Source organism: Oryzobacter telluris (assembly GCF_043099285.1).
GTDB classification, from domain to species: Bacteria; Actinomycetota; Actinomycetes; order Actinomycetales; family Dermatophilaceae; genus Oryzobacter; species Oryzobacter telluris.
This window is the reverse complement of the sequence record NZ_CP170723.1, coordinates 342,435-368,158: the sequence shown is the minus strand read 5'-3', so window position 1 is coordinate 368,158 and position 25,724 is coordinate 342,435. Positions and strand designations below refer to the sequence as shown.

General features: G+C 72.5%; 28 protein-coding genes and 1 tRNA gene. 13 read left to right on the top strand and 16 right to left on the bottom strand.

From position 1 onward, the window contains the following. Positions 1 to 86 precede the first annotated feature (86 nt). The 4 genes from ACFLFB_RS01725 to ACFLFB_RS01710 all read right to left on the bottom strand — a co-directional run bounded on the left by ACFLFB_RS01725 (position 87) and on the right by ACFLFB_RS01710 (position 3,677). On the bottom strand, positions 87 to 1,010 hold the full coding sequence (locus ACFLFB_RS01725) for an ABC transporter substrate-binding protein (RefSeq protein ID WP_392543984.1): 924 nt from the start codon (positions 1,008 to 1,010) through the stop codon (positions 87 to 89). A gap of 110 nt (positions 1,011 to 1,120) precedes the next feature. Further along, positions 1,121 to 1,891 carry an ABC transporter permease gene (locus tag ACFLFB_RS01720; RefSeq protein ID WP_392543983.1) on the bottom strand — a complete coding sequence of 257 codons (771 nt, stop codon included), beginning with the start codon at positions 1,889 to 1,891 and terminating at the stop codon, positions 1,121 to 1,123. Continuing rightward, the gene (locus ACFLFB_RS01715; protein WP_392543982.1) at positions 1,888 to 2,535 is read right to left on the bottom strand and encodes an ABC transporter permease; all 648 of its coding nucleotides are present in this window, start codon (positions 2,533 to 2,535) and stop codon (positions 1,888 to 1,890) included. The genes ACFLFB_RS01720 and ACFLFB_RS01715 overlap by 4 nt, the downstream gene beginning before the upstream one ends. Continuing rightward, a complete protein-coding gene (locus ACFLFB_RS01710; RefSeq protein WP_392543981.1) occupies positions 2,532 to 3,677 on the bottom strand; it encodes an ABC transporter ATP-binding protein in 1,146 nt (381 codons plus the stop codon). The genes ACFLFB_RS01715 and ACFLFB_RS01710 overlap by 4 nt, the downstream gene beginning before the upstream one ends. 164 nt (positions 3,678 to 3,841) lie before the next feature. On the opposite strand from ACFLFB_RS01710, the gene ACFLFB_RS01705 reads away from it, so the two are divergent. Next, on the top strand, positions 3,842 to 5,233 hold the full coding sequence (locus ACFLFB_RS01705; protein WP_392543980.1) for an MFS transporter: 1,392 nt from the start codon (positions 3,842 to 3,844) through the stop codon (positions 5,231 to 5,233). Here ACFLFB_RS01705 and ACFLFB_RS01700 read toward each other — a convergent pair. Genes ACFLFB_RS01700 through dcd form a run of 3 tightly spaced genes read right to left on the bottom strand, consistent with a single transcriptional unit; the run spans position 5,199 to position 6,932 of the window. Next, positions 5,199 to 5,957, bottom strand: coding sequence for an alpha/beta hydrolase (locus ACFLFB_RS01700; RefSeq protein ID WP_392543979.1), 759 nt, complete (start codon positions 5,955 to 5,957; stop codon positions 5,199 to 5,201). The two genes, ACFLFB_RS01705 and ACFLFB_RS01700, sit on opposite strands and share 35 nt — an antisense overlap. Continuing rightward, positions 5,954 to 6,322 carry a divalent-cation tolerance protein CutA gene (cutA, locus tag ACFLFB_RS01695; protein ID WP_392543978.1) on the bottom strand — a complete coding sequence of 123 codons (369 nt, stop codon included), beginning with the start codon at positions 6,320 to 6,322 and terminating at the stop codon, positions 5,954 to 5,956. The genes ACFLFB_RS01700 and cutA overlap by 4 nt, the downstream gene beginning before the upstream one ends. A gap of 34 nt (positions 6,323 to 6,356) precedes the next feature. Further along, positions 6,357 to 6,932 (bottom strand): dCTP deaminase, encoded by a 576-nt coding sequence (gene dcd / locus ACFLFB_RS01690; RefSeq protein WP_392543977.1) that lies wholly within the window; start codon positions 6,930 to 6,932, stop codon positions 6,357 to 6,359. Between the two features lie 159 nt (positions 6,933 to 7,091). Between dcd and ACFLFB_RS01685 the strand changes: the two genes are divergently transcribed. The 4 genes from ACFLFB_RS01685 (at position 7,092) to ACFLFB_RS01670 (ending at position 9,462) form a co-directional block, all read left to right on the top strand. Continuing rightward, positions 7,092 to 7,165 (top strand) — tRNA-Gly (locus ACFLFB_RS01685). A gap of 151 nt (positions 7,166 to 7,316) precedes the next feature. Continuing rightward, positions 7,317 to 7,532 carry a hypothetical protein gene (locus tag ACFLFB_RS01680; RefSeq protein WP_392543976.1) on the top strand — a complete coding sequence of 72 codons (216 nt, stop codon included), beginning with the start codon at positions 7,317 to 7,319 and terminating at the stop codon, positions 7,530 to 7,532. Positions 7,533 to 7,542: 10 nt separating this feature from the next. Continuing rightward, positions 7,543 to 8,022: an anthrone oxygenase family protein gene (locus tag ACFLFB_RS01675; protein ID WP_392543975.1), complete on the top strand. Its 480-nt coding sequence runs from the start codon at positions 7,543 to 7,545 to the stop codon at positions 8,020 to 8,022. Between the two features lie 129 nt (positions 8,023 to 8,151). Next, on the top strand, positions 8,152 to 9,462 hold the full coding sequence (locus tag ACFLFB_RS01670) for a D-alanyl-D-alanine carboxypeptidase/D-alanyl-D-alanine-endopeptidase (RefSeq protein WP_392543974.1): 1,311 nt from the start codon (positions 8,152 to 8,154) through the stop codon (positions 9,460 to 9,462). A 29-nt stretch (positions 9,463 to 9,491) separates the two neighbouring features. Here the strand turns inward: ACFLFB_RS01670 and ACFLFB_RS01665 are convergent, their stop codons facing one another. Beyond that, positions 9,492 to 10,016, bottom strand: coding sequence for a hypothetical protein (locus tag ACFLFB_RS01665; protein ID WP_392543973.1), 525 nt, complete (start codon positions 10,014 to 10,016; stop codon positions 9,492 to 9,494). Between the two features lie 173 nt (positions 10,017 to 10,189). On the opposite strand from ACFLFB_RS01665, the gene ACFLFB_RS01660 reads away from it, so the two are divergent. Beyond that, a complete protein-coding gene (locus ACFLFB_RS01660; RefSeq protein ID WP_392543972.1) occupies positions 10,190 to 12,061 on the top strand; it encodes an acyl-CoA dehydrogenase in 1,872 nt (623 codons plus the stop codon). 125 nt (positions 12,062 to 12,186) lie between these two features. Here the strand turns inward: ACFLFB_RS01660 and ACFLFB_RS01655 are convergent, their stop codons facing one another. The 3 genes from ACFLFB_RS01655 to ACFLFB_RS01645 form a co-directional block, all read right to left on the bottom strand. Next, complete coding sequence (locus ACFLFB_RS01655) at positions 12,187 to 12,435, bottom strand: DUF6458 family protein (RefSeq protein ID WP_392543971.1); 249 nt, start codon at positions 12,433 to 12,435, stop codon at positions 12,187 to 12,189. Positions 12,436 to 12,557: 122 nt separating this feature from the next. Continuing rightward, positions 12,558 to 12,689 (bottom strand): hypothetical protein, encoded by a 132-nt coding sequence (locus ACFLFB_RS01650; RefSeq protein ID WP_392543970.1) that lies wholly within the window; start codon positions 12,687 to 12,689, stop codon positions 12,558 to 12,560. 108 nt (positions 12,690 to 12,797) lie between these two features. After that, positions 12,798 to 14,195 (bottom strand): FAD-binding oxidoreductase, encoded by a 1,398-nt coding sequence (locus ACFLFB_RS01645; protein WP_392543969.1) that lies wholly within the window; start codon positions 14,193 to 14,195, stop codon positions 12,798 to 12,800. Between the two features lie 390 nt (positions 14,196 to 14,585). On the opposite strand from ACFLFB_RS01645, the gene ACFLFB_RS01640 reads away from it, so the two are divergent. After that, entirely contained in the window at positions 14,586 to 15,314 is a 729-nt protein-coding gene (locus ACFLFB_RS01640; RefSeq protein ID WP_392543968.1) for a hypothetical protein, read from the top strand. A 138-nt stretch (positions 15,315 to 15,452) separates the two neighbouring features. Here ACFLFB_RS01640 and ACFLFB_RS01635 read toward each other — a convergent pair whose 3' ends face one another. Next, a complete protein-coding gene (locus tag ACFLFB_RS01635) occupies positions 15,453 to 16,259 on the bottom strand; it encodes a nitrilase-related carbon-nitrogen hydrolase (RefSeq protein ID WP_392543967.1) in 807 nt (268 codons plus the stop codon). A gap of 85 nt (positions 16,260 to 16,344) precedes the next feature. Next, positions 16,345 to 18,321 carry a cytochrome c oxidase assembly protein gene (locus ACFLFB_RS01630; protein ID WP_392543966.1) on the bottom strand — a complete coding sequence of 659 codons (1,977 nt, stop codon included), beginning with the start codon at positions 18,319 to 18,321 and terminating at the stop codon, positions 16,345 to 16,347. A 27-nt stretch (positions 18,322 to 18,348) separates the two neighbouring features. Between ACFLFB_RS01630 and ACFLFB_RS01625 the strand changes: the two genes are divergently transcribed. The 4 genes from ACFLFB_RS01625 to ACFLFB_RS01610 all read left to right on the top strand — a co-directional run bounded on the left by ACFLFB_RS01625 (position 18,349) and on the right by ACFLFB_RS01610 (position 21,909). Further along, positions 18,349 to 19,197 (top strand): maleylpyruvate isomerase family mycothiol-dependent enzyme, encoded by an 849-nt coding sequence (locus tag ACFLFB_RS01625; RefSeq protein ID WP_392543965.1) that lies wholly within the window; start codon positions 18,349 to 18,351, stop codon positions 19,195 to 19,197. Continuing rightward, entirely contained in the window at positions 19,194 to 19,670 is a 477-nt protein-coding gene (locus ACFLFB_RS01620) for a CoxG family protein (protein ID WP_392543964.1), read from the top strand. Before ACFLFB_RS01625 ends, ACFLFB_RS01620 begins: the two co-directional genes overlap by 4 nt. A 103-nt stretch (positions 19,671 to 19,773) precedes the next feature. Continuing rightward, positions 19,774 to 20,250, top strand: a complete 477-nt coding sequence (locus tag ACFLFB_RS01615) for a MarR family winged helix-turn-helix transcriptional regulator (protein ID WP_392543963.1) — start codon at positions 19,774 to 19,776, stop codon at positions 20,248 to 20,250. Between the two features lie 3 nt (positions 20,251 to 20,253). Continuing rightward, on the top strand, positions 20,254 to 21,909 hold the full coding sequence (locus tag ACFLFB_RS01610; protein WP_392543962.1) for an MDR family MFS transporter: 1,656 nt from the start codon (positions 20,254 to 20,256) through the stop codon (positions 21,907 to 21,909). Positions 21,910 to 22,124: 215 nt separating this feature from the next. Here ACFLFB_RS01610 and ACFLFB_RS01605 read toward each other — a convergent pair whose 3' ends face one another. The 3 genes from ACFLFB_RS01605 to ACFLFB_RS01595 are packed head-to-tail and all read right to left on the bottom strand — an operon-like array spanning position 22,125 to position 23,463. After that, complete coding sequence (locus tag ACFLFB_RS01605; RefSeq protein ID WP_392543961.1) at positions 22,125 to 22,778, bottom strand: HAD family hydrolase; 654 nt, start codon at positions 22,776 to 22,778, stop codon at positions 22,125 to 22,127. Continuing rightward, complete coding sequence (locus ACFLFB_RS01600; protein ID WP_392543960.1) at positions 22,775 to 23,233, bottom strand: PTS glucose transporter subunit IIA; 459 nt, start codon at positions 23,231 to 23,233, stop codon at positions 22,775 to 22,777. Before ACFLFB_RS01600 ends, ACFLFB_RS01605 begins: the two co-directional genes overlap by 4 nt. After that, positions 23,230 to 23,463 carry a glucose PTS transporter subunit EIIB gene (locus ACFLFB_RS01595; protein ID WP_392543959.1) on the bottom strand — a complete coding sequence of 78 codons (234 nt, stop codon included), beginning with the start codon at positions 23,461 to 23,463 and terminating at the stop codon, positions 23,230 to 23,232. Before ACFLFB_RS01595 ends, ACFLFB_RS01600 begins: the two co-directional genes overlap by 4 nt. 176 nt (positions 23,464 to 23,639) lie before the next feature. On the opposite strand from ACFLFB_RS01595, the gene ACFLFB_RS01590 reads away from it, so the two are divergent. Beyond that, positions 23,640 to 24,410 (top strand): GntR family transcriptional regulator, encoded by a 771-nt coding sequence (locus ACFLFB_RS01590; RefSeq protein ID WP_392543958.1) that lies wholly within the window; start codon positions 23,640 to 23,642, stop codon positions 24,408 to 24,410. Continuing rightward, entirely contained in the window at positions 24,407 to 25,717 is a 1,311-nt protein-coding gene (locus tag ACFLFB_RS01585) for a PTS transporter subunit EIIC (protein WP_392543957.1), read from the top strand. Before ACFLFB_RS01590 ends, ACFLFB_RS01585 begins: the two co-directional genes overlap by 4 nt. The last annotated feature ends 7 nt before the right edge of the window (positions 25,718 to 25,724 follow it).

Sequence of the window (25,724 nt, the reverse complement as noted above, 5' to 3'; positions counted from 1 at the left end):
GGATCCCCACACCATGACGACGGGCCCGGCGCGCATCACTGCGCACCGGGCCCGTCGGCGGGTTGGGGTCGACGACCCCGGGCGGGTCAGCCCAGGCCGTTGGCCTTGAGGAACGCCTCGGCGACGGCCTTGGGGTCCTTCTTGTCGATGTCGGTCTCCTTGAGGAGCCCGGCGATGACCTCGGTCGTCAGCTTCGCGGAGACGGCGTTGAGCGCCTCCTTGACCGCGTCGGCCTTGTCGGCGCGCACGAGCGGGACGATGTTCTGCGAGCCGAAGAGCTTCTTGGTGTCCTCGAGCTGCACGAACCCGTTGGCCGCGATGTTCGGGTCGGTGGAGAAGATGTTCGCCGCCTGGACCTGCCCGTTCTTCAGGGCCTGGACGATGCCCTGGCCGGTGAGGGGGCGGAACGACTTGAACGTGATGCCGTAGGTCTTCTCCAGGCCCGGGATGCCCTGCGGGCGCTCCTTGAACTCCGGCGGGGCCGACAGGGTGAGCTCACCGGCGACGGCCTTGAGGTCCTCGATGGTCTTGAGCTTGTACTTGTCGGCCGTCTCCTTGGTGACGACGATCGAGTCGTTGTCCTCGGCGCTCGACTTGTCGAGCACGGTGAGGGTCTTGGGGAGGATCTCCTGGACGTGGGCGTACACCTCGTCCGGGGCGGTGCCGGTGTAGGCCTTGTCGTAGTAGAACGCCAGGGCGCCGGTGTACTCGGGGAAGACCTGCACCGAGTTGTCCTCGAGCGCGCGGAGGTAGACCTCGCGCGAGCCGATGTTCGGCTTGGTCGTGGCGTCGATGCCCTTGGCCTTCAGCGCGCCGGCGTAGATCTCGGCGAGGAGCGTGGACTCGGAGAAGTTGGCGCCGCCGACGACGATCGCCTCGCTCGTGCCCCCACCACTGGTGGAGGCCGACGGGGACGCGGAGGACAGCGGGTCGCTGTTGCTGCCGCAGGCGGTGAGCCCGATGATCGATGCGGCCGCGATGGCTGCGGTGGCGAAGGTTCTGCGCTTCATGGGAGTGGTCCCTTCAGATGGTGGGCGCGGGGGCTGGTGGTGGGTGTGGTGCGACGGTTCGGGGTCAGGATCGTGGGGGTGCGGGTCGGGCACCGGTGGATGGGCACGGGTCAGGCAGGAAAGCGTGGGGACACGGCGACGGCGGTGTCGTCGGCCTCAACCTCGGGGTCGGCGGAATCCTTCCCCCCACCACCGACAGACCGCTGCCCTCCGGTGAGCCCCGGCGAGACGGTGGACCGCTGGAGGAGGGCGAGCAGGCCGTCGAGGGCGACCGCCAGCACGGCGACGATGACCGCCCCGCCGGCGGCCCGGGCGTAGTCGCCGAGGGCGATGCCGTCGATGAGGTAGCGGCCCAGGCCCCCGAGTCCGATGAGCGCGGCGATCGTCGCGGTGGCGACGACCTGGAGGACCGCCGACCGCACGCCCGAGTAGAGCAGCGGCAGGGCGTTGGGGACCTCGACCTGTCGCAGCACCTGCGTGCCGGTCATCCCCACGCCCTTGGCGGCGTCGCGGGCCGCCGGGTCGACGGCCTCGATCCCGGCGTAGGTGCCGGCCAGCAGCGGGGGGATGGCCAGCAGCGCGAGGACGACGATGCTCGGCACGGTGAAGGCGAGGTCGCTGGCGAACTTCGGCCCCAGCCAGAGGGCGACGACGAAGAGCAGGCCCAGCGTGGGGACGGCCCGCAGCGAGTTGGCGACCGTGACGAGCCAGCGGGCCCGCCCGGTGTGGCCGATCCACAGCCCCAGCGGGATCGCGATGACCGCCGCGAGGAGAAGCGACAGCAGCGTGTACTGCAGGTGCTCCAGCACCCTCGAGGGGATGCCGTCCTCCCCCGACCAGCTGGCCGGGTCGCTGAAGAAGGACAGGAGGGTCGAGATCATGCCCGGCCTCCCTGGGCGGTGCGCCACGGCGTGAGCAGCCGGGTGGCGAGGACAATGACGGCGTCGAGGACCAGCGCGAGCAGCACGCACGCGACGACCCCGGTCAGCAGCTCGCCCCAGATGACCCGGTTGTACCCGTCGACGAGGAGGTCACCGAGCTGGGAGACGGCGATGACCGAGGCGATCGAGATGATGCTGACATTGCTCACCGCGGCCACGCGCAGGCCGGCCGAGATGACGGGGATGGCCAACGGCAGCTCGACACCGACGAGGCGGCGGACACCCTTGTAGCCCATCGCCGTGGCCGCCTGCTCGATGTGGTCGGGCACCGCGCGCAGGCCGTCGGCGACGGTGCGCACGAGGAGCGCGACGGTGTAGATCGTCATCGCGACGACGACGTTGAGGGGGTCGAGGATCTTGGTCCCGAGGATGAGCGGCATGACGACGAAGAGCGCGAGCGAGGGGATCGTGTAGAGCAGCCCCGTCGAGGTGAGGATGGCCGGGTACGACCGCGGCCACCGCTTCGCGGCCCAGCCGAGCGGCAGCGACACGACGAGGCCCAGGACCAGCGGCACGACCGACAGCCACAGGTGCGAGAGCGCGAGGTCGAGGACCGTGCGCCAGTTGTCCCCCAGCCAGGTCACGGGTGCGCCCCGTCGGCACCCACCGAGGCCGCGCCGCCGTGCACCGGGTCGGACTCGTCGCGCTCGGGCCGGTCGATGTCCTCGATGACGGTGAGCACCTCGTGCGCGAGCACCGTGCCGCACAGCGCCCCGCTGGCGTCGACGACGACCCCGCGCCGGCTGGGCGAGGACAGGGCGGCATCGAGGGCGCCGCGCAGCGAGCCGTGCTCGCGCGCGACGGTGCCGCCACGGTGGAGGTCGTCGCGGGTGACCTCGCGCTGGCCGATGCGGGCCGGCTCGACCCAGCCGAGCGGGTGCCGCTCGTCGTCGACGACGAGCAGCCACGACGCCGAGGACGACGGCCGCTCGCCGATGACGACCGACGGCTCCGAGCGCAGCGGCAGCCGCGGCGCCTGCTGGAACTGCAGCGCGCGGTACCCGCGGTCGCGGCCCACGAAGTCGGCGACGAAGTCGTCGGCGGGGTGGGCGAGGAGGTACGAGGGCTCGGCCACCTGGGCCAGCTTCCCGCCGACCCGCAGCACTGCCACCTGGTCGCCGAGCTTGATGGCCTCGTCGATGTCGTGGGTGACGAAGACGATCGTCTTGCCGAGCTCGCCCTGCAGCCGCAGGAACTCGTCCTGCAGCTGGTCGCGCACCACGGGGTCGACGGCCGAGAACGGCTCGTCCATGAGCATCACGGGAGGGTCGGCGGCAAGCGCCCGGGCCACGCCCACGCGCTGCTGCTGGCCGCCGGACAGCTGGGCCGGGTAGCGGTCGCCGAGCTCGGGGGCCAACCCGACCCGGTCGAGCAGCTCGCGGGAGCGCTCGCTCGTGCGCTTCTTGTCCCACCCGAGCAGGCGCGGCACCGTGGCGATGTTGTCGAGGACGGTGCGGTGCGGGAACAGCCCCGCGTGCTGGATGACGTACCCGATGCCGCGCCGCATCTCGGCCTCGTCCATGCGGCTGGTGTCCTGGCCGTCGAGGGTGATGGTGCCGCGCGTGGGCTCGATCATCCGGTTGACCATCCGCAGGCTGGTGGTCTTGCCGCAGCCCGAGGGCCCGACGAGCACGGTGATCTTGCCCGTGGGCGCGGTGAGGGTCAGATCGTCCACCGCGGTGGTCCCCCCGGGGAACTGCTTGGTCACGGCATCGAACCGGATCATGCGTGGCCCCCTCACGAGGTCGTCAACCTGGCGACCAACCTAGCGGAGCCGCCCGACAGCGCACCCTCTCGACCACGCCGAGGCACACCCCGCGCCGCCCCCCGCGACCTGCGAGGACGGGCACCCCGGACGCTCCGTCGGTCCGCCGTGGTACCCCTTGACCCGTGAGCGAGGCGCCCGAGGTCGTCGACCGCCGTTCCACCCGGGGGCGGCTGATGCTCGCCGGGCTCACCCTGGGGTCGGGCGTCGCCATCCTCGACGGCTCGGTCGTCAACGTCGCGCTGCGCTCCATGGGTCGCGACCTCGACGCCTCCCTCGCGCAGCTGCAGTGGATCGTCAACGGGTACCTGCTGGCGCTGGCCTCGCTCGTCCTCGTGGGCGGCGCCCTGGGTGACCGGCGCGGCCGCCGGCGCACCTACCTCGTGGGGGTCGCGGCCTTCGCCGTCGCGTCGGCCCTGTGCGCCGCGGCCCAGACACCCGGCCAGCTCGTGGTGCTGCGTGTCCTCCAGGGCGTCGGCGCGGCCCTGCTCACCCCCGGCGCGCTCGCCCTCATCCAGGCGTCGTTCCGGCCCGAGGACCGCGCCCCCGCCATCGGCACGTGGGCCGGGATGTCGGGCATCGCCGCCGCCCTCGGCCCGCTCGTCGGCGGCTGGCTCGTCGACCACGCGAGCTGGCGGTGGATCTTCGCGATCAACGTGCCGCTCTGCGTCGCCGTCGTCCTGCTCACCCGCAAGAACGCCCCCGAGAGCCACGACCCCTCTGACACAGGGCGGTTCGACGTCCCCGGTGCTGCACTCACCGTCCTCGCCCTCGGCGCGGCCACCTACGCCCTCACCGCCTCCGGTGACTCGGGCGGCGCCGCCGTGACCGCTGCGTGGGTCGTCGCCGTGGCCTCCGCGGTGGGCTTCGTCGTGGTCGAGAGCCGCTCGGCGTCACCGATGGTGCCCCTCGCCGTCTTCCGGTCGCGGGTCTTCTCGGCCGCCAACGCGATGACGCTGCTCGTCTACGGCGCGCTCAGCGGCGTCTCGCTCTTCGTCGTCCTCCAGCTCCAGGCCGCCGGATGGAGCGCGCTCGAGGCCGGGCTGTCGGGGCTGCCCGTCACCATCGCCCTGATGCTGCTGTCGCCCCGGGCCGCGGCCCTGGCCGAGCGCACCGGGCCCCGTCTGCCGATGTCGCTCGGTCCGCTCGTGTGCGCCGTCGGCACCGTCATCCTGCTCGCGGCCACGGAGGCGCCGTCCTGGCTCACCGTCCTGCCGGGCATGACCGTCTTCGCGCTCGGGCTGGCCCTGCTCGTCTCGCCGCTCACCGCCTCGGTCCTGGCCGCGGCACCCGACCGGCTGGCGGGGGTCGCCAGCGGGGTCAACAACGCGGTCGCGCGCGCCGGCTCGCTCCTGGCGGTCGCCGCGCTCCCGGCGGTGGTCGGGCTCACCGGCAACGACTACCTCGAGCAGGCGGCGATGGCCGACGGCTACCGCGGCGCGATGGTGTGGTGCGCCGTGCTGCTGGCCCTGGGCGGAGTGGTCAGCTGGTTCGGTCTGGGTCGAGGACGTCGATGACGAAGTCCCGCACCAGCCGGTGCCAGGCGCCGGCGTCGCGCAGCATCGCGTGCGAGTCACCCTCGATGGTCACGCTGCGCACGTCGACACCGCGGTCGTAGAGGCGCGACGCCAGCACCGCCGTGCGGCGCGGGTCGGTGACCCGGTCCTTCGAGCCGTGGACGAGCAGCACCGGGGTGTCGGGCCGCGCCTGCACCGAGTCGCTCTCCACCCAGGGCGCCAGCGCGGCGACGCCGACGACACCCGGGTCGGCCGCCAGGCGCAGCGCCACCCGGCCCCCCATCGAGTGTCCGACGAGGACCACCGGGACGTCCGGGAGGACGTGGCGGATGCGGTCCAGCGCCCAGCGGGCGTCCTGCACGGGGTCCTGGCGGGTGCCGTTCCAGCCGCGCACGCGGTACTTCAGGCGCAGGACGGCGACGTGGTCACCGGCCCGGCGCTCGATCGCGGAGGCGAAGGGCTTCATCCGCAGCACGGCCAGGCGCCACCACACCACGGGCATCAGGCTGTTCTCGGCGCCCCCGTGGAGCACGAGGACCACGCCGGCCGGGTCATCGGGCACGTGGCCGCGCAGCTCGGCGCCCCCGCCGCCGTCGGGGTCGAGCAGGGCCGCGGCGCGGTCGACGTCGACCTCCACCTCGACCTGCTGCTCCCCCTCCTCCGGTGTCCCCTCGTCCCCCCGGACATCGGCGTCCTCAGTCACGCCGGTGCGCGGTTTGCTCATCGCTCGTCCTTCGCCCTCACGGTGCCCGGCGGCGCGTCGTCGGCGACCGTGTCGCGGACCCACGCGGCGTACGCGGGGTCGGCCCACACGACCGGGACGGCAAGCACCTCGGGCGTCTCGTAGGGGTGTTCGGAGCGGAGGAGCGTGCGGATGGACTCGACGCGGGAGGCGGTCGACTTCACCAGGAGGAGGTGCTCGTCCTCCACCTCGACCTCGCCCTGCCACACGTAGGTGGAGGTGACGCCCGGGACGACCTGGACGCAGGCCGCGAGCCCGCCCTCCACGAGGGCGCGTGCCAGCAGGGCCGCGCTCCCGGCGTCGGGCGCGGTGGTGCGCACCTCGACGAGGTCGGTCTGCTCCGGCACTGCGCCCGGACCCTGCCCCTGCACGGCCCGGCCCTCAGACGTCGGCGCGATGGAAGTTCTGGAAGCTCCGGCTGGCCGTGGGGCCGCGCTGGCCCTGGTAGTGCGACCCGTACCGCTCGGACCCGTACGGGTTCTCGGCGGAGGAGGAGAGCCGGAAGAAGGCGAGCTGGCCGATCTTCATCCCCGGCCAGAGCATGATCGGCAGCGTCGCGACGTTGCTCAGCTCGAGGGTCACGTGACCGGTGAAGCCGGGGTCGACGAAGCCCGCGGTGGCGTGGGTGAGCAGGCCCAGGCGCCCCAGGCTCGACTTGCCCTCGACGCGGGCGGCGAGGTCGTCGGGGAGGGAGACGGTCTCGAGCGTGCTGCCGAGGACGAACTCGCCGGGGTGGAGGACGAAGCCCTCGGAGGGGTCGACCTCGACGAGGCGGGTGAGGTCGGCCTGGTCCTGCGCGGGGTCGATCACCGGGTACTTGTGGTTGTCGAAGAGCCGGAAGAACTTGTCGAGGCGGACGTCGACGCTGCTCGGCTGGATCATCGCCGGGTCCCACGGGTCGAGGCGGACCCGACCGGCGTCGACCTCGGCACGGATGTCACGGTCGGAGAGGAGCACGAGGGCAGGTTACCCGTGGGGGTCCGCGCAGCCCGGATGGTGCGGGCGTGGCGACGCGCGCCGTCCTCAGGTTGGACACCGACCGGGCGTCGAGGAGGCCTGCGGGTGTCGGCTAGAGTGTCGGCGCCGGGGAGGACCTGAGGGTTCTCGACCCGGCGCGCCGGTGTAGCTCAATGGTAGAGCGCCAGCTTCCCAAGCTGGACACGCGGGTTCGATTCCCGTCACCGGCTCCAGCAGGACCACCGGACGGGTCGTCACCTGTTCGGCCACGAGATCGGGACCGACCGAAACCCCCACGCGGGCCCGCACGGGCGCACCATGAGTCATGGAGCCCCGGACCCGCACCACACACGCCTCGTCAGCCCCCTCCGCCCCGAGCCGGCCATGACGCCCGGCGTCCTCGTCGAGGCCCTGCGCTGGATGTTCTGGGGCCTGGTCTACCTGCTGACGTTCACCATCGCGGTGCACGCCTTCGCCTACGTCCCGGCATCCCCGGCCGTGCGGCTGGCCATGCTCGGCGTCATCGTCTTCGGCATCGGCGTCGACATCCAGCACAAGCGCACCGAGGCGCGCCACCCGGCAGGACCCCCGCGCCGCTAGCCTTCCCCGCATGGTGCTGGCACGCGTCGTCCTCGTCGCGGCGACGGTCACGAGCGGCCTGCTCGCCGGGGTCTACCTCTTCTACGCGCACACGGTGATGCCCGCGGTCCGCGCGCTGCCGGACCGCCCCGCCGTCGACACCTTCGCGGCGCTCGACCGGCGCATCGTCAACCCGGTCTTCATGGCGACCGCCTTCCTCGGCGCCCCCGTCCTCACCGCCACCGCCCTCGCCATGTCGTGGAACCAGCCCACGCGCTGGTGGGTGGCCGCGGCCCTCGTCCTCCACCTCGTCGCCACGGTCGTCACGGCGCGCGTCCACCTCCCCCGCAACGCCGCCGCCACCGCCCAGGCCGCCGGCGACGAGCGGTACTCCGCGACCACGGCGCGGGTGGCTCTCGACGAGCCGACGTGGGCGCGCTGGAACCTCGTGCGGGTCACGGCCTCGGTGGCCGCGCTCACCGCCCTGGCCTGGGCCCTCACCCTCGCCTGAGCGACACCCCCGGCGGGTTCGGCCCGAGCGCAGGACGGCGGGTACCCCCGGGGGCTACCCTTCCGGCAGCAACCGAGGTCGCAGGGGCACCGGTGGCCACAGCCGTACCACCACCCGAGGGGCCCCTGCATGCGCGCGACCACCCGCCGCCCGACCGTCCTGCTGACCGTCGCCACCGCGGTCGCCGCCGCCCTCGTGGCCGGCACCTCGGGCACCGCCCACGCGTCCGCGGGCACCCCGACCCCCGCCTCCTCGAGCCACACCCGCGTCTTCTCCGCCACCGCCGCCTCGGCCGCCGACCTGCGCATGCGCAGCGCCCTCACCGCCCGCGCGACGACGGCCCGCTTCGGCAGCGCGTTCTCCGGTGCCGTCATCGACGCCGAGTCCAACCGCGTCGTGTGGTCGAAGAACGGCAGCACCGCCCTGATGCCGGCCTCCACCAACAAGCTCGTCACGGCCTCCAACGCCCTCACCGTCTTCGGCCCGACCAAGCGCTTCACCACGACGATCCGCGCCGGCTCGGCCCCCGACCGCGTCGTCGTCGAGGGCTCCGGCGACCCCAGCCTGAGCAGCACCCAGCTCGACACCATGGCCAAGACGGTGGCGGGCGTCCTCAAGGGGCGCGGCCTGGCCACCGCGGCGGTGAAGGTCTACGTCGACGACGACGTCTTCCCGGCGCCGAGCCTGGCCACCGGCTGGAAGTCGACCTACGTCCCCGACTCGATCACCGCCGTGCGCGGCCTCGTCCGCGACCAGAGCGACTCCTCCGACACCAGCGCGGATGTCGGCCGGTACGTGGGTGACCGCCTCAAGGCGTACGGGATCACCGCCGCGGCGTACTCGGGCCGGGCGAACGCCGCCCCGACCGCCGAGGTCCTCGCCACCTCTCAGGGCCAGCCCCTGTCGACCACGGTCAACCGGATGCTGCTCGTCAGCGACAACGAGATCGCCGAGGCGCTGCACAAGCTCGTCGGCATCGCCCAGGGCCGCGGGCCGACCTGGGCCGGCGCCCGCACGGCGCAGGCGGAGGTCGTGGCCCGGCAGAAGCTGAGCATCACCGCCCTCTACGACGGCTCGGGCCTGTCCCGCTCCGACCGGCTCAGCGCCCTCCAGCTCGCCCGGGTCGTCGACCGCGGGGTCGACACCACGAACAGCGCGCTCTGGCCGCTGCGCTCGGCCCAGGGGATGCCGACCGCCGGCCAGACCGGGACCCTCTCGGCGTCCTCGAAGCGCTTCGTCACGGCGGAGGCCAAGTGCGCCGCCGGCAAGGTGTGGGCCAAGACCGGCCGCCTCGCCGACGTCGTCGCCCTCTCCGGCTTCACCAAGGGCAAGGACGGCAAGGTCAAGGTCTTCGCGTTCGTCGTCAACGGCAAGGACTCGACGACCACGCTCAAGCAGAGCGTCGACATGCTCGCCGCCACGGTCAACGGCTGCTACTGACGGCGGCCGGAGCCCGCTGCCCCGCGGCCTCAGCCCGGGACGACCCACCCGAGCACGGTGACGAAGCCGATGACGGCGAGCACGACGAAGACCACGGCGAGCACCCAGGCGATGAGCCAGGCCCCGTCGAAGCCGTCACTCTCGGCGTCGAGGTCGTCCGCCTCGGCGTCCGGCCCCTCATCGGATGACGCCTGCCCCGCCTCCGCGGCCTGGGCGCGCTCGCGCAGCGCCTCGATCCGCCGGGCGCGAGGCTCCTTGCGCATCGCCGCGGGCAGCGAGCGCCACATCGCGACGAAGTCGTCGCCGGCCTGCTCGCGCCACGCGGCGACGGCGGCGTCGACCTCGTCGCCCTTGGCGCCGGCGGCGAACCAGGCCGCCCCGGCCCGCGGGAGGTCACCCATGTCGTGCAGCACCTGACCGAGCAGGGTCAGGGCCTCGGTGTCGCGCTCGTGCTCGACGTGCTCGGTGAGGAGGTCGCGGGCGCGCCACGCGCTCCCCTCCTCCACGAAGCGGCGGGCGAGGTCGGCCGGCGACCGCTCGGGTGTCGTGCTCACGCCACCACCACGTCGGGGCGGGGGCAGGACACCTGGCGGTTGCTCACGGCCCGAGTATGCCCGGCATCACACCGGCGCCCGCACGCAGCGGCCCACCCTTCCCCTTGCTTTTGTTACCGGCCGGTAGCAGACTGGTAAGCAAGCGCTCACTCGCCTATAGGAGGACAGCGGCCATGGGCCACTACAAGAGCAACCTGCGTGACATCGAGTTCAACCTCTTCGAGGTCCTCGGCCGCGGAGACGTCCTGGGCTCCGGCCCCTACGAGGAGCTCGACGCCGACACCGCCCGCGAGATGCTCAAGGAGGTCTCCCGCCTCGCCGAGAACGAGCTGGCCGAGTCCTTCCAGGACGCCGACCGCCACCCGCCGGTGTACGACCCGCAGACGCAGTCGGTGACGATGCCCGACTCCTTCAAGGCGTCGTTCGACGCCTACCGCGAGAGCGGCTTCTGGAACATCGACGTCCCCGCCGAGCTGGGCGGGACGGTCGCGCCGCCGAGCGTGCGCTGGGCCGTCAACGAGATGCTCCTGGGCTCGAACCCGGCGATCGCGATGTTCGCGGCCTCCTACTCGTTCGCCAAGCTGATGCACCTCCTGGGCAACGAGGACCAGAAGAAGATGGCCCGCTGGATCGTCGAGAACGGCTGGCACTGCACGATGGTGCTCACCGAACCCGACGCCGGCTCCGACGTCGGCGCCGGCCGCACCAAGGCCGTGCAGAACGACGACGGGACCTGGACCCTCACCGGGGTCAAGCGCTTCATCACCAGCGCCGAGTCCGACATGGTCGACAACGTCGTGCACTTCGTCCTCGCCCGCCCCGAGGGTGCGGCCGCCGGCACCAAGGGCCTGAGCCTGTTCGTGCTCTCGAAGTACGACGTCGACCTCGAGACCGGTGAGCTCGGCGAGCGCAACGGCGTCTACGTCACCAACGTCGAGAAGAAGATGGGCCTGAAGGTCTCCACGACCTGCGAGCTGACCTTCGGCGGCGAGAAGCCCGCGGTCGGCACGCTGCTCGGCGACGTCCACGACGGCATCGCCCAGATGTTCCACGTCATCGAGAACGCCCGGATGCTCGTCGGCACCAAGGCGATCGCCACCCTGTCGACCGGCTACCTCAACGCGCTCGAGTACGCCAAGGAGCGCGTGCAGGGCGCCGACCTCACCCAGATGACCGACAAGGCCGCGCCGCGCGTCACCATCACCCACCACCCCGACGTGCGCCGCTCCCTCATGACCCAGAAGGCCTACGCCGAGGGCCTGCGCGCGCTCGTGCTCTACACCGCGACGCAGCAGGACATCGTCGACCGCGAGCTGCTGACCACGGGGTCGGAGACCTTCGAGAAGGGCTCGGCCGCCGACATCGCGAGCCGCGTCAACGACCTGCTCCTCCCGATCGTCAAGGGCCTGGGCTCCGAGCGCGCGTGGGTGCTGCTCGGCACCGAGTCGCTGCAGACCTTCGGCGGCTCCGGCTTCCTCCAGGACTACCCGGTGGAGCAGTACGTCCGCGACGCGAAGATCGACACGCTCTACGAGGGCACCACCGCCATCCAGGGCCTGGACTTCTTCTTCCGCAAGATCGTCAAGGACAAGGGCCAGGCGCTGACCTTCGTCTCCTCGCAGATCCAGGAGTTCGCCAAGGACCTCGGCGCCCACGACGGCCGCATCGACCGCGAGCGCGAGCTGCTCGCCCAGGGCCTCGAGGACGTCCAGGGCATCCTCGGGTTCATGGTCGGCGAGCTGATGAAGGCCGACGTCCGCAACGGCGGCGACATCGAGAACCTCTACCAGGTCGGGCAGAACACCACGCGGCTGCTGCTGGCCGCCGGCGACCTCGTCGTCGGGTGGCTGCTGCTGCGCCAGGCCGCGGTGGCGCTCGACGCCCTCGCCGCCGGAGCCACCGGCAAGGACAAGGACTTCTACGAGGGCAAGGTCGCGGCGGCGCAGTTCTACGCCCGCCAGGTCCTGCCGAAGATCTCCGCCGAGCGTGCGGTCGCCGAGGCGACCGACACCCTCCTCATGGACGTGCCGGAGTCGGCGTTCTGAGGTCATGACCCCGGGACGGGCGCAACCGCCACGAGCGCGCGGCCGTCCCGGTCATCACGAGACGACGGCCCGCCCCCACATCGGGGGCGGGCCGTCGGCGTGTGTCGCGGCTGGGGGTGGAACCCTCAGCGGGGGTCGATGTCCGTGCGGTCGACCCGGGTGCCGGTGGCGGGGTCGACGTGGCTCTCGCGCGTGGTGGTGACGGCGCCGGGACGGCGGCCGCGCATGGCGAACGAGAGCAGGATCGCGGCGATGCCCGCGACGATGAGGATGTAGCCCAGGGTGTCGTCTCCGACGCCGGGGATGTCGACCTTGAGCGCGAACGCGAGGATCGCGCCGATGACGATGAGCACGATGCCGAGACCGATGTACATGAGTTCCTCCGTGGGGTCGGGGTCGGCGGGGTTCGATGACCATACTCCCCGCCGCTCACCTGCGGAGTTGAAGGTGTGTCAAATGTTCTCGGGCGTGTCCTGAGGGGCCACGGGCCGACCCGTCAGGGGCGTCCGCCGCGGGTCCCGGGGCCGCGCAGGTGGCGCGGGTCGTGCTTCGCGGCCTCGGCGCGCGTGCCGCGGTTGCGCTCCATGAGGAAGATGCCGGCGATCACCACGACGACGGCCACGACCATCCACCACATGCCAGCCTCCGGTGACGGGCCGCCGTCCGGCGGGACGTCACCCTCGAGTGTGCTCCTCCCGGGTGGGTTCGTCCATCGGTTCGGAGACGTCCGGGCAGGTCAGCGGCTGATGACCGAGCCGGGGTTGAGGATGCCGTGGGGGTCGAGGGCGTCCTTGACCCGGCGGGTGAGGGCCATGACGTCGGGTCCGAGCTGGGCCTCGAGGCTGCCGGCCTTGAGGCGGCCGACGCCGTGCTCGCCGGTGATGGTGCCGCCGAGGGCGATGGCCGCGGCCATCACCTCGTCGAAGGCGAGGCGGGCGCGGCGCTCGGCGTCGGCGTCACCGGGCGCATGGATGATCGCGGGGTGCGTGTTGCCGTCGCCGGCGTGCGCGACCATCGGGATCTCGACGCCGTGCCGCTCGGCGATGGCGGCCACGGCCTCGAGGAGCGCCGGGAGCTGCGGCACGGGGACGCCGACGTCCTCGGGCAGCACGGTGCCGCGGCCCTCGATCGCCTGGAAGTGCAGGCGGCGGGCCTGGACGAAGAGCTCGCCCTCGTCGGGGTCGTCGGTGCTGAAGACCTCCTTGGCGCCGCTGACCTCGCAGGCGGTGGTGGCGACGGCGATCTCCTCGGCGCGGGCGGCGCCCGGGGCGTCCGACTGGACGATGAGGAGGGCGCCGGCCTCACGGTCCAGGCCCATCGGCCGGAAGTCCTCGACGGCGTTGACCGACGCCTGGTCCATGAGCTCGACCATCGAGGCGCGGGTGGTGCGGCCGAGCTCGATGACGGCGGCGGCCGCGGCGGCGACGGTGGGGAAGGTGGCGACGAGGGTGGCCGCGGGAGGCTGGGCCGGGAGAAGGCGCAGGGTCGCGCGGGTGACGATGCCGAGGGTGCCCTCGGAGCCGACGAAGAGCTTGAGCAGCGACAGGCCCGCGACGTCCTTGACCCGCTTGCCGCCGAGGGTGACGAGGGTGCCGTCGGCGAGGACGACGTCGAGGCCGAGGACGTAGTCGGTGGTCACGCCGTACTTGACGCAGCACAGCCCGCCCGCGTTGGTCGCGATGTTGCCGCCGATGGAGCACATCTCGAACGAGCTGGGGTCCGGCGGGTACCAGAGCGCCTCGGCCGCCGCGGCCTTCTTGACCTCGACGTTGAGGGCGCCCGGCTCGACGACCGCGACCCGGCTGGCGGTGTCGATCTCGACGGCGCGCATCCGCTCGAGGCTGACGACGATGCCGCCGTCGAGGGCCTGGGCGCCGCCCGACAGTCCCGAGCCCGCGCCGCGCGGGACCACGGGGACCTGGTGGCGCGTGGCCCAGCGCAGGGTCTCCTGCACGTGCGCGGCGCTCTCCGCGCGGACGGCGGCGGTGGGGGTGCCGGCGGTGGCGTCGTGCGTCCAGTCGAAGCGGTACTTCTCGAGCGCGTCCGGGTCGGTGGTGACGACCCCCTCCGGCAGCGCCTCGACGAGCTCACGCAGGGCCTCGTCGGACGTGGGGGCGGGCGACTCACGAACCACGGCGTCCATGGTCCTACCTTCGCATCCCTCCAGCCGTGAGTGCGGAAGTGGTCGTTCGGGCGACCACCAGAGCACTCATCGCCAGCCGACCCCCTCCACTCCCCGTCGTGAGTGCGGAAGTGGTCGTTCGGGCGACCACTTCCGCACTCACGGCGAGGCTGTGGAGAACCTCGCGGGGCCCGGCGAGGTTCTCGGCAGCATGCCGGTCATGGAGGGGTGGGAGGAACTGGCGCAGCGCCAGGCCTTCGCGCTCTCGTGGCGCCAGCTCAACGAGCTCGGCGTCAGCCGTGGGTTCGTGCGCAACCAGCTCGTCGCGGGCCGATGGCGCCGCCGGACGGAGTCCGTCCTCACCACCACGACCGGTCCCCTGTCCGAGGAGCAGCGGCCTGGGTGGGGGTGCTCCACTGCGGTCCCGGCGCGATGCTCGGTGGGCTCACGGCTGCCGCGGTCCACGGCCTGCGCCACTGGGAGCGGCCGGACGTGTGCGTCATCGTCGCCAACGACGACTCCTTCGAACGCGTCGAGGGCGTGACGACCTTCCGCACGCGGCGGTCGCTGGCGGCGCTGCGCAGTGAGGGAGACCCTTCCCTCTGTCGGATCGAACCGGCCGTGCTGCTGTGGGCCGCGCACGAGCGACATCCGCGGTCGGCCATGGGGGTGCTGGCGGCGACGATCCAGCAGCGCCTCACCACCGTCGAGCAGCTGGAGTCCTGGCTGGCCGCGCTGAAGCCGCTGCGGCGCGCACCACAGATGCGCGAGCTGTTGCGCGATGTCGCCGGTGGCTCCCAGTCGGTGGGCGAGGTCGATGTGGTGCGACTCTGCCGCGATGCCGGGCTGTGCCCACCTGTACGTCAGGTCAAGCGGCGGGACAGTGCAGGTCGGGCGCGGTTCACCGACTGCGAATGGGATCTGCCGGATGGCCGGACCCTGGTGCTCGAGGTCGATGGCGCGTTCCACCTCGAGGTGCAGCACTACCAGCTCGACGTGCGTCGGCAGCGTTCCCTCACCACGCCGACGCGCACGGTGGTGAGGTGCACGACGGAGGAGCTGCGCCGGGAGCCGTGGGTCGTCGCTGCCGACCTACGTGCCCTGGGCGTCCCCCTCCTCACCTCACCATGAGTGCGGAAACGGCGGCTCCGGCAACCACTTCCGCACTCATGGCAAAGGGGTCGGCGCAGCCTGTGGCGTTGAGTGCGGAAACTGCGGCTCCGGCAACCACTTCCGCACTCACCGCGAAGTAAGAGCAGGGGGGTGCGGTCAGAGGCGGCGGTCGGGGAGGACGGGGAAGTCGCGCCGGTAGCGGGCGGTGTCGGAGGTGTCGACGAGCACCGACAGGACGGCCTCCCCGGCGTGCGCCGCCTCGGCGAGGACGTCACCGGTGGCCGTGACCACCTGGCTGTGCCCACCCATCGAGGTCCCGGCGTGGGTCCCGCCGGTGTTGACCTGCACGACGACGGCCTGGTTCTCCACGGCCCGCGCCCGGCCGAGCAACGACCAGTGGCCGACCCGCGCCGCGGGCCACGCCGCCGGCACGAGGAACATCTCGGCCCCGGCCTCCTGCTGGCGGCGGTACAGCTCGGGGAAGCGCAGGTCGTAGCAGGTCGACAGGCCGGTGCGCACCGTCCCGCCGGAGCCGTCCGGGAGGTCGATGACGACGACCTCGGTCCCCGCCTCCATCAGCTTCGGCTCGCCCGCACCGAAGCCGAACCGGTGGATCTTGCGGTAGACGCCGAGCGTGGCCCCCGTGGCATCGAGGACGAGGGAGGTGTTGGCGAGGTCGTGGCCGTCGGGTCCGGGGTCGTCGAGCTCCTCGACGAACGAGCCGGCGTGGAGGACGACCCCCGCCGAGCGCGCGACCTCGGCCATGGACCGGGCCCAGGGGCCGTCGAGCGGCTGCGCCTCGTCGGCCCAGCCCTGGTAGCCGAAGCCGGTGGGCGCCCACAGCTCGGGGAGCACGACGAGGTCGTGGTCGGCGAGGCCGGCGACGGTGCGGGCGACCCGTTCGACCCGGTCGTCGAAGGGCTCGTCGTCGCCGTAGGAGAGCTGGACCAGGGCGATGCGCATGCCGCCATCCTCCCCCACGCCCGGCCGTGAGTGCGGAAACGGTGGTCAGGGCAACCACTTCCGCACTCAAGAGCGAAAGAGGGGGTCAGTGGGAGTCGGAGCCCTCGCGCAGGCGGCGCAGGTGGTCGTTGTACGCCTTGAGCTCGGCGTCGCCGTCGCGGTCGGCCTGCCGGTCGAGGCGGCGGGTCTCGGCGGCATCGCGCCGGAACCACTGCACCGCCACGATGACGGCGAGCACCAGCGTGGGCGCCTCGCCGATCCCCCACGCGATCTCCCCGGCGCGGTGCTGGTCGGCCAGCGGCAGCGGACCCCACGGCAGGTTCAGCTGGGCGAAGAAGTCGGGCGCCAGCAGCTGCTCTGACCCGGTGAGCGACACCCCGAAGAACGCGTGGAACGAGATCGTCACGAAGAGGATGACGAGCAGCATCAGGGGCGACCAGCGCTGCACCCCTGGGTCGATGCCGATGAGCACCCAGGTGAACAGGTACCCCGTGAGGAGGAAGTGGGCGAGCATCAGCAGGTGGCCCGTGTGGGTCGTCAGCGAGAGCTCGAACAGCCCGGTCCAGTAGAAGATCGCGAGGCTGAAGAAGAACATCGAGGCCGCTACGACCGGGTTCGCGAACACCTGCATCGCCCGCGCGTGCACGACCTGGAGCAGCACCTCGCGCGGCCCCCACGTGCGGTCGGTCCGTGCGCGCAGCGCCCGCAGCGCCAGGGTCACCGGCGCCCCGGGCACGAGGAGCAGCGGCACGATCATCGCCACCGCCATGTGCATCACCATGTGCACGCTGAACAGCACGCGCCCCCAGATGCCCGGTGCCCCCGACGTCGCCCACACGAAGAGCGCCCAGCCCAGCACCCAGCAGATGGTGCGGCCCACCGGCCAGTGGTCGCCGCGCCGCGACAGGCGCACCACCCCGGCCCCGTACGACCCCACGGCCACCCCGGCGACCGCCAGCAGCAGCCAGTCGGGGCGCCACGACGTGAGCCAGTCGGCGGCCGACATCGGGCCGGGGTCGGGGAAGCCGGTGAGCTCGAGGATGCGGCTCGGCGCGGGCGGGGCGTCGGGCACCGGCGGGATGCTGCGGGCCAGGACCGAGGCCAGCCCGGTGGCCACGCCCATCACCGCGAGCTCGGCGACGGCCAGGCGCGCGAACGCCCGACCGTCCCCGGGGTCGGCGGCCAGCCGGGTGGCGATGGAGCGCCGGTTCAGCCAGCCCAGAACCCCGAGCACCACCAGCGCCAAGGTCTTCAGGGCGACGATCGCGCCGTACGACGTGGCCACCGCGCCCAGCGACCCGAGGCGGATCCACGCCTGCTGCACCCCGGTGACCGTGACGAGCACGAAGCACCACAGCGCGACCGTGGAGTACCGCGCGACCGTGGCGCCGAGGTCCTCACCGAGCCCACGCCGCATCGCGACCAGCGCGAGCAGACCACCGACCCACACCACGACCCCGACGAGGTGGACCCCCAACGAGTTGACCGCGTCCTCGTGGCTCGACGACCCCGCCGCGTGACCCGTGAGGGCGAGGATGACGACCGCCGCCAGCGTGGCCGCGGCCAGCCACGCCATCGGCGCGCGCCGGGTGGTGAAGGCCGACACCACGGCGACGACGACGGCGACGAGCCCGCTGATGAGCAGGACCCGCGTGGTCTCGAGCGTCCAGACGAAGGCGATGAGCTGGCCGGGGAGGTCGGGGCTGGTCAGCGGGGTCCCGGCCAGCGAGGCGAAGGTGAGCACGACCTCGAGGAGGGCGGCGGCCGCCCACAGGGACGCGACCCGGGCGGCGTACCGCGCGGCCGTGGTGCGGCGGTCGGTGGTGGTCCGCTCGGGCACGAGGAACGCCGCGAGCCCCAGCAGGCCCACCGTCGCGCTCGACGCCAGCGTGGCCACCGTGGACACCAGCGGCAGCCCCCAGCGCACCAGCGGACCCGGGTCGGCGAGGTCGAGCGGGGCCACCGCCCCCGTCATCAGGGCCGCCACGACGGCGGCGACCAGGCCCGCGCCGAGCGCGAGCCCGAGCGGGCGCGCCAGCGTCGGGTGCTCGCGGGTGGCCATGCCCACCAGCGTAGGTACTGTTTCGGCATGCCCGTGCACCCCCCGGCCCCCACCGACCCGGCGGGCCTCGTCGACGCCTGGGCCCGCACGGTGCGCAACGTCATCGACCTCGGACGCACCACGCGGCCCGGCGACGCCGACCTCCCCACCGACTGCCCCGGCTGGACCGTCCTCGACCAGGTGGCCCACGTCGCCGGCGCCGAGGCCCTCTCGGCGGGCGACCCGACCCCCGACCTCGACGTCAGCGGCCACCCCCACGTGCGGCACGACTTCGGCGCCCTGATGGAGAAGTTCGTCGAGGCCCGGCGCGGGCGGTCGCTGGAGGAGGTGCTCGACGAGCTCGAGGAGCGCCTCGAGGAGCGCCTGGCCGTGTTCGCCGCCGACGACGACTGGACGACCCGCACGGTCGCCGGCCCCTTCGGCCCGACCACCTTCCCCGCGCTGCTCCGCATCCGGTCCTTCGACGTCTGGGTCCACGAGCAGGACCTGCGCGAGGCACTCGGCCGACCCGGCGGCCTCGACACCGCCGCGGCCTCCCTCGCCATGACCTTCCTCTTCGACGCCCTGCCCCGCATGGTCGCCCGCGACGCCGAGGTCCCCCCGGGCAACGCGGTGGTCGTCGAGCTCACCGGACCCACGGTCGGCCGCGCCGGCGTGCGGGTCGAGGAGCGCGACGGCAAGGCGCTGGGCATCCCGCTCTTCACCGGCGACGCCGACGAGCACCCCGACGTCGTCACCACGTCGCTGACGATGTCGACCCAGGTCGCCGGCCGCCTCCTCGGCGGCCGCCGGGCCCCCGAGGACCTCCACGTCGTCGTCCAGGGCGACGAGGAGGTGGCGCGCCGCGTCCTCACCTCGATGGCCCTGACCCCGTGAACACCTTCACCACCTCGAACCGGTCGGCGGCCACCGTCACCGCCGGGGTCGACGAGGTGTGGACCGCCCTCACCGACCCCGCGCTCCTCGCCCGGCTGACCCCCTTCCTCCAGCGGGTGCGCCCCGAGGGCGAGGACCACTGGGTCTGGGAGATGACCAAGGTCCCGGTGATGGGCACGAGCTTCTCGTTCACCTTCCGCGAGCGGATGACGTTCGACGAGCCGCACCGCATCGACTTCGTCCACGACCCGGCGCCGGGCGCGCGCGAGACGGCGGGCGTCGAGGGCTGGTACCGGCTGACCCCCCGCGGCGAGAACACCCACCTGGAGACCTCGCTCGCCATCACCGTCGAACTGCCCTTCCCCGGCCTGCTGCGCCCGGCGGTCACCGCCGGGATGAAGGGGGTCGTCGCCCTCATGGGGCAGCGGTTCTCCGCCCACCTCCTCCAGCACCTGCACGCGCGCTCCGTCTGAGGCCGGGCCGGGCGCCGGCTGTCGAGGGTTCCGTCACCGATTTCGGGAATGCCGCGCTGCGGTCCTATAGTTGCATGCTGCAAGCAACTGTACGGAGGACCTCATGCCAGACACCGTGGAGACCCGGGCGGCGATGCCGACCCTGGCCCTCGGCGACGACCTCATCCGGGTCGTCAAGCTGCTCCACGTCGTGCGCCAGCACGCTCCGCGCCAGCACCCCCAGGTCGACCCGATGGCCTACCCGCTGCTGTTCAACCTCAAGACCGGCCCCCTGCGCGTCTCCGCCCTCGCCGAGGTCCTGCACTCCGACGTCTCCACCGTGAGCCGCCAGGTCAGCACCCTCGTCGACCTCGGCTTCGTCACCCGCGGACCCGACCCCGATGACGGCCGCGCCCAGGCCCTCACCCTCACCGCCGAGGGCGAAGGCCTCCTCGTCGCCATCCGCGACAACCGCGACGAGTGGATCCGCGGACTCCTCGCCGACTGGGACGACGACGACGTCGCCACCTTCTCCACGCACCTGCGCCACTTCGCCTCGAACCTCGAGGCCTCCCTCGCCGACATCACCCGAAGGACCTGAGCGATGACCGCCACCACCGAACAACCACTGACCCACCGCCAGATCGTCACGATCCTGCTCGGGCTGATGACGGGGATGTTCCTCGCCGCGCTCGACCAGACGATCGTCGCGACCTCCATCCGCACCATCGCCGACGACCTCAAGGGCCTCGAGCACCAGGCGTGGGCGACGACCGCGTACCTCATCACCTCCACCATCGTCACGCCGCTCTACGGCAAGCTCGGCGACATCTACGGCCGCAAGAAGCTGTTCATCACGGCGATCAGCGTCTTCGTCCTCGGGTCGGTGCTGTGCACCTTCGCCACCTCGATGGGGACCCTCGCCGTGTACCGCGCGGTGCAGGGCCTCGGCGCCGGTGGCCTGTTCTCCCTGGCGCTGGCGATCGTCGGCGACATCGTGCCGCCGCGTGAGCGCGCCAAGTACCAGGGCTACTTCCTCGCCGTCTTCGGCACCTCCTCGGTGCTCGGCCCGGTCGTCGGCGGCTTCCTCGCCGGCGCCGACACCATCCTCGGCGTCACCGGCTGGCGCTGGGTCTTCCTCGTCAACGTCCCCCTCGGCATCCTCGCCCTCGCGGTCGTGTCGAAGACCCTCCACCTGCGCCACCAGCGCCTCGACCACCGCATCGACTGGCTGGGCGCCGCCCTCCTGTCGGCCGCCCTCGTGCCGCTGCTGCTCGTCGCCGAGCAGGGCCGCGAGTGGGGCTGGGGCTCGACCAACGCCATCGTCTGCTACGCCATCGGCATCGTCGCGGCCATCGCGTTCTTCGTCCAGGAGGCGCGGATGGGCGACGAGGCGATCCTGCCGTTGTCGATGTTCCGCAACCGCACCGTCGGCGTCTCGTCGGCCGCGTCGATCCTCATCGGTGTCGCGATGTTCGGTGGCCTGGCCGCCCTCCCGCTGTACCTCCAGATCGTCAAGGGCGCGACGCCCACCGAGGCCGGCCTGCTCCTGCTCCCGATGACGCTCGGCATCATGGCCGGCTCGATCGTGTCCGGGCAGATCATCAGCCGCACGGGTCGCTACCGGATCTTCCCGATCATCGGCTCGGCGCTGCTCACGGTGTCGCTGTTCGTCTTCCACTACGTCGAGTTCGACACCCCGCTGTGGCAGACGATGATCGTCATGGTCGCGTTCGGCCTGGGGCTGGGCTTCAACTTCCAGCCGCTGACCCTCGCCGTGCAGAACGCGGTGCCGCCGCAGCAGATCGGTGTCGCCACCTCGACCGCGACGTTCACCCGCCAGGTCGGCGGCACGCTCGGCACCGCCGTGTTCCTGTCGATCCTGTTCTCCACGGCGTCCGACAAGATCGCGACCGCGGTCCGTGCGGCCGTCCCGACTCCCGAGTTCCAGGCCGCGCTCAAGGACCCCGCCAACGCGGCGTTCGCCCAGCAGATGCAGTCCAGTGGCGGCGCGACCGGCGGTGTGCTGCAGGACAGCTCGTTCCTCAACACCCTCGACGAGCGGCTCGCGAAGCCCTTCCTCGTCGGGTTCTCGCAGGCGATGGACAACGTGTTCCTCGTCGGCGCCTCGGTGATGGTGTTCGGCTTCCTCATCATGCTGTTCCTCCCCCACGTCGAGCTGCGCAAGAGCTCGAGCTACACCGAGCGTGGTGCTGCGACCAGCGAGGCGCAGGAGGCCCCCGCCGTCGCCCCGCACTGACCCACGGAGCACCCTCCGGCGCTCGCTACGGGGCAGTAGGTGTCGTGATCACGACACTTACTGCCCCGTAGCGCGTCCGGGGGGCGTCGATGGGGTCGCGGCGCGGGCTCTGGCGCGACCTACCGCCTGGTAGGTGGGGTGATCGCCCCACGTACCAGGCGGTAGGCCCCGATGGAGTGGGTGCGGGAGGCGCCGATGGAGGGGGCGCGGCGGGGTCAGGGGTGGTGGAGCTGGGCGGCGAGATGGGTGAGGTCGGGGGCGGTCGAGGTGGCCCCGGCGGCCTCGAGGTGCACCCCGGCGAACGTCGTCGTGATGCCGACGACCGACCCCACGCCAGCCCCCACCGCGGCAAGCACCCCGTTGGGGGCGTCCTCGCAGGCGAGCGCCCCCGCCGGGTCGACACCCAGCAGCTCGCAGCCCCTGCGGTAGCAGGCGGGGTCGGGCTTGCCGAGCTCGATGTCGTCGCGCGTCACCGCGGCGTCGAAGCGCCCGAGACCACCCAGCTGGTCGAGGGCCTTGGTCGCCCAGGCCGTGTTGGCACTGGTCACCAGCGCCACCGGGATGCCACGAGCCGAGGCGAGGTCGAGCACCTCGAGCGCGCCGGGCACGGGATCGGGCAGGCGGTCGTCCGGCATCGCGGCCACGGCCTCGGCGAAGAGGACCTGCGGGTTGAGGCCGCGCCACGGCCCGTCGACCGTGGCGAACACGTCATCCGCCCGCCGCCCGATGAACAGGGCCGCGACGTCGTCGGTGTACTCCCAGCCGCGCGCGGTGAACCACCTGGCGAAGCCCTCGCGGTGGATCGACTCCGAGTCGACCAGCGTGCCGTCGAGGTCGAGCAGCAGCGCCGAGACGCGCAGCGCCGTCACGCCCCCGCCGGCCAGCTGAACAGCGCCTGCCCCGCGGTCACGCTCTCGCCGAGCAGCTCGCTCGTCACGGCGCCGGGCTTGGTGTCGAGCACGCAGAGCATGACCATCGGGCTGAGGTCGCGGCCCGCGACGTCGGTGGGGTCCCACCGCGTCACGGCCTGGCCGGCCTCCACCCGCGACTTCTCCTCGACGAGCAGCTCGAAGCCGTCGCCGGCGAGCTTCACGGTGTCGATGCCGAGGTGCACGAGCACGCCCGTGCCGTCGTCGGTCACCACGACGTAGGCGTGCGGGTGCAGCTTGACGAGCGTCCCGGCCACCGGCGAGACCGCCTCGGACCGCGCGCCATCGGGGTCGATCGCGACCCCGGCCCCCACCATCTCGGCGGCGAACACGGCGTCGGGCGCCTCGGACAGCGGGCGGACCCGGCCCGAGACGGGAGCGAGGACCTCGCTCACATCAGGTCCTCGATGTCCTCGGCGATGTTGTCGGCCTCGGGACCCACGACGACCTGCACGACCGTCCCGCTCGCGATGACGCCGTGCGCCCCCGCGGCCTTGAGCGCGGCCTCGTCGACCTTCGACGCGTCCTTGACCTCGGTGCGCAGCCGGGTGATGCACGGCTCGATCTCGATGATGTTGTCGGCGCCTCCGAGGCCCGCGAGGATCTGCTCTGCCTTGCTGCTCATGTCGATGTCCTTCCGGGACGGTCCGGGCTGTTGGTCGGGATGACGAGTGTGGCCGAGGGGCGTCCGCGGTGCCAGTGCCCGTGGTTGACAGCGGCGTCGCGGGGGTGCATCCTCTCCACTGGTACGCACTGGACCGTACCAGTTGGGACCACCCCCGTCGAGAGGTTCTCCACCCCGTGGCCGACACCGCCGTCGCCGCCCGTCGCATCACCGACGGAGCCCGCCCGAAGCACGCGCAGCTGCGCGACGTGCTCGCCGCGATGTGCGCCACCGAGCTCGAGCCCGACACCGCCATCCCCTCCGAGCGCGAGCTGATGGAGACCTACGCCGTCTCCCGCGCGACGGTCCGCCGCGCCATCGAGACCCTCATCGCCGAGGGGCTGCTGCGCCGGGCCCAGGGCAAGGGCACCTTCGTCGCCCGCCCGCGCGTGGAGTCGCACCTGCACCTCGCCTCCTTCACGGAGGACATGCGCCGCCGCGGCCTGGAGCCCTCCACCCGCGTCGTGCGCGCCGACGCCGCCGAACCCCCGGCCGATGTCGCCCGCTTCCTCGGGCTCGGGCCCGGCCGCCGCGCGTGGCGCCTCGAGCGCGTCCGCCTGGCCGGCGGCGAGCCGATGGCGTTCGAGTCCGGTTGGTACGCAGCCGAACTGCTGCCCGACCTCGACCGCCACGACCTCACGGGGTCGCTCTACACGATCTTCTCGGAGGTGTACGGCGTCGCCGTCGACACCGCCGAGCAGACGGTCTGGGCCGAGGTCGCCGAGGAGCGCCTCGCCCGCCACCTCCAGGTCGCGGTGGGTTCGCCCGTCATGGCCTTCGACCGCCAGGGCAGCTCACAGGGCCGCCCCCTCGAGCGGGCCGTCAGCCACTACCGCGGCGACCGCTACCAGCTCCACGTCTCCCTCGACAGCACCATGCCCCACCACCACCGAAAGGACACGCGATGACGACCGTCGACGCGACCGCCGGAGAGTCCGGCAAGAAGCGCCTCAACCTGGCGCCGATCCAGAAGTTCGGTCGGAGCCTCATGCTCCCGATCGCCGCCCTCCCGGTCGCCGCGCTGCTCCTGCGCTTCGGTGCCCCCGACATGCTCGGGGCCGACGGCCTGGGCTGGGAGAAGGTCGCCGCGGTGCTGTTCGCCGGTGGCAACGCCCTGTTCGCCAACCTGCCGCTGCTCTTCGCGGTCGGTGTCGCCATCGGCATCGCCAAGAAGGCCGACGGGTCGACCGCGCTGGCCGCGGTGGTCGGCTACCTCGTCTTCAAGGGCGTCGGCGACGCCATCTCGCCGTTCATCCTCGGCGCTCCCGCCGAGGGCGAGAACCAGAAGCTCATCAACTACGGCGTCCTGGGCGGCATCCTCTGCGGCCTCATCGCCGCGTGGCTGTGGCAGCGGTACCACCGCATCTCGCTGCCCACGTACCTCGCGTTCTTCGGCGGCCGCCGCTTCGTGCCGATCATCACCGCGTTCGCCACGCTCGTCCTCGCCGTGCTCCTCGGCCTGGTGTACCCGGCCTTCGACGCGGGCCTCACCGCGGTCGGCGAGTGGGTCGGCAGCAACAACATCATCGGCGGCTTCGTCTACGGCACCCTCAACCGCCTCCTCATTCCGCTCGGCCTGCACCACATCCTCAACTCGGTCCCGTGGTTCATCCTCGGCGAGTACACCCCCACGGCCGGCGGCGCCGTCGTCCACGGCGACATCAACCGCTTCCTCGCCGGCGACCCGACCGCGGGCGCGTTCATGACCGGCTTCTTCCCGATCATGATGTTCGCCCTCCCCGCCGCCGCGATGGCGATCTGGCACGAGGCCAAGCCCGGCGCCAAGAAGGCCGTCGGCGGCATCATGGTCTCGGCCGCGCTCACCTCGTTCCTCACGGGGATCACCGAGCCGCTCGAGTTCGCCTTCATGTTCGTCGCGTGGCCCCTGTACGTGATCCACGCGGTGCTCACCGGCACCTCGCTCGCCATCGCGAACGCCCTCGGCATCCGTGACGGCTTCGGGTTCTCCGCCGGACTCACCGACTACCTGCTCAACTTCGGGATCGCCGAGAAGCCGTTGCTGCTCATCGTCATGGGCGTCGTCTACGCGGCGATCTACTACGTGCTGTTCCGCTTCGTCATCCGCCAGTGGAACCTGCGCACCCCCGGTCGTGAGGCCGAGGGCGAGGAGTCGGTGGCGATCGACTCCGACGTCGAGACCCGCGCCGAGCGGGACGCCGCGAAGGCGGACTCCGGCGCCTCGAGGACGGGCTGACCCCCGT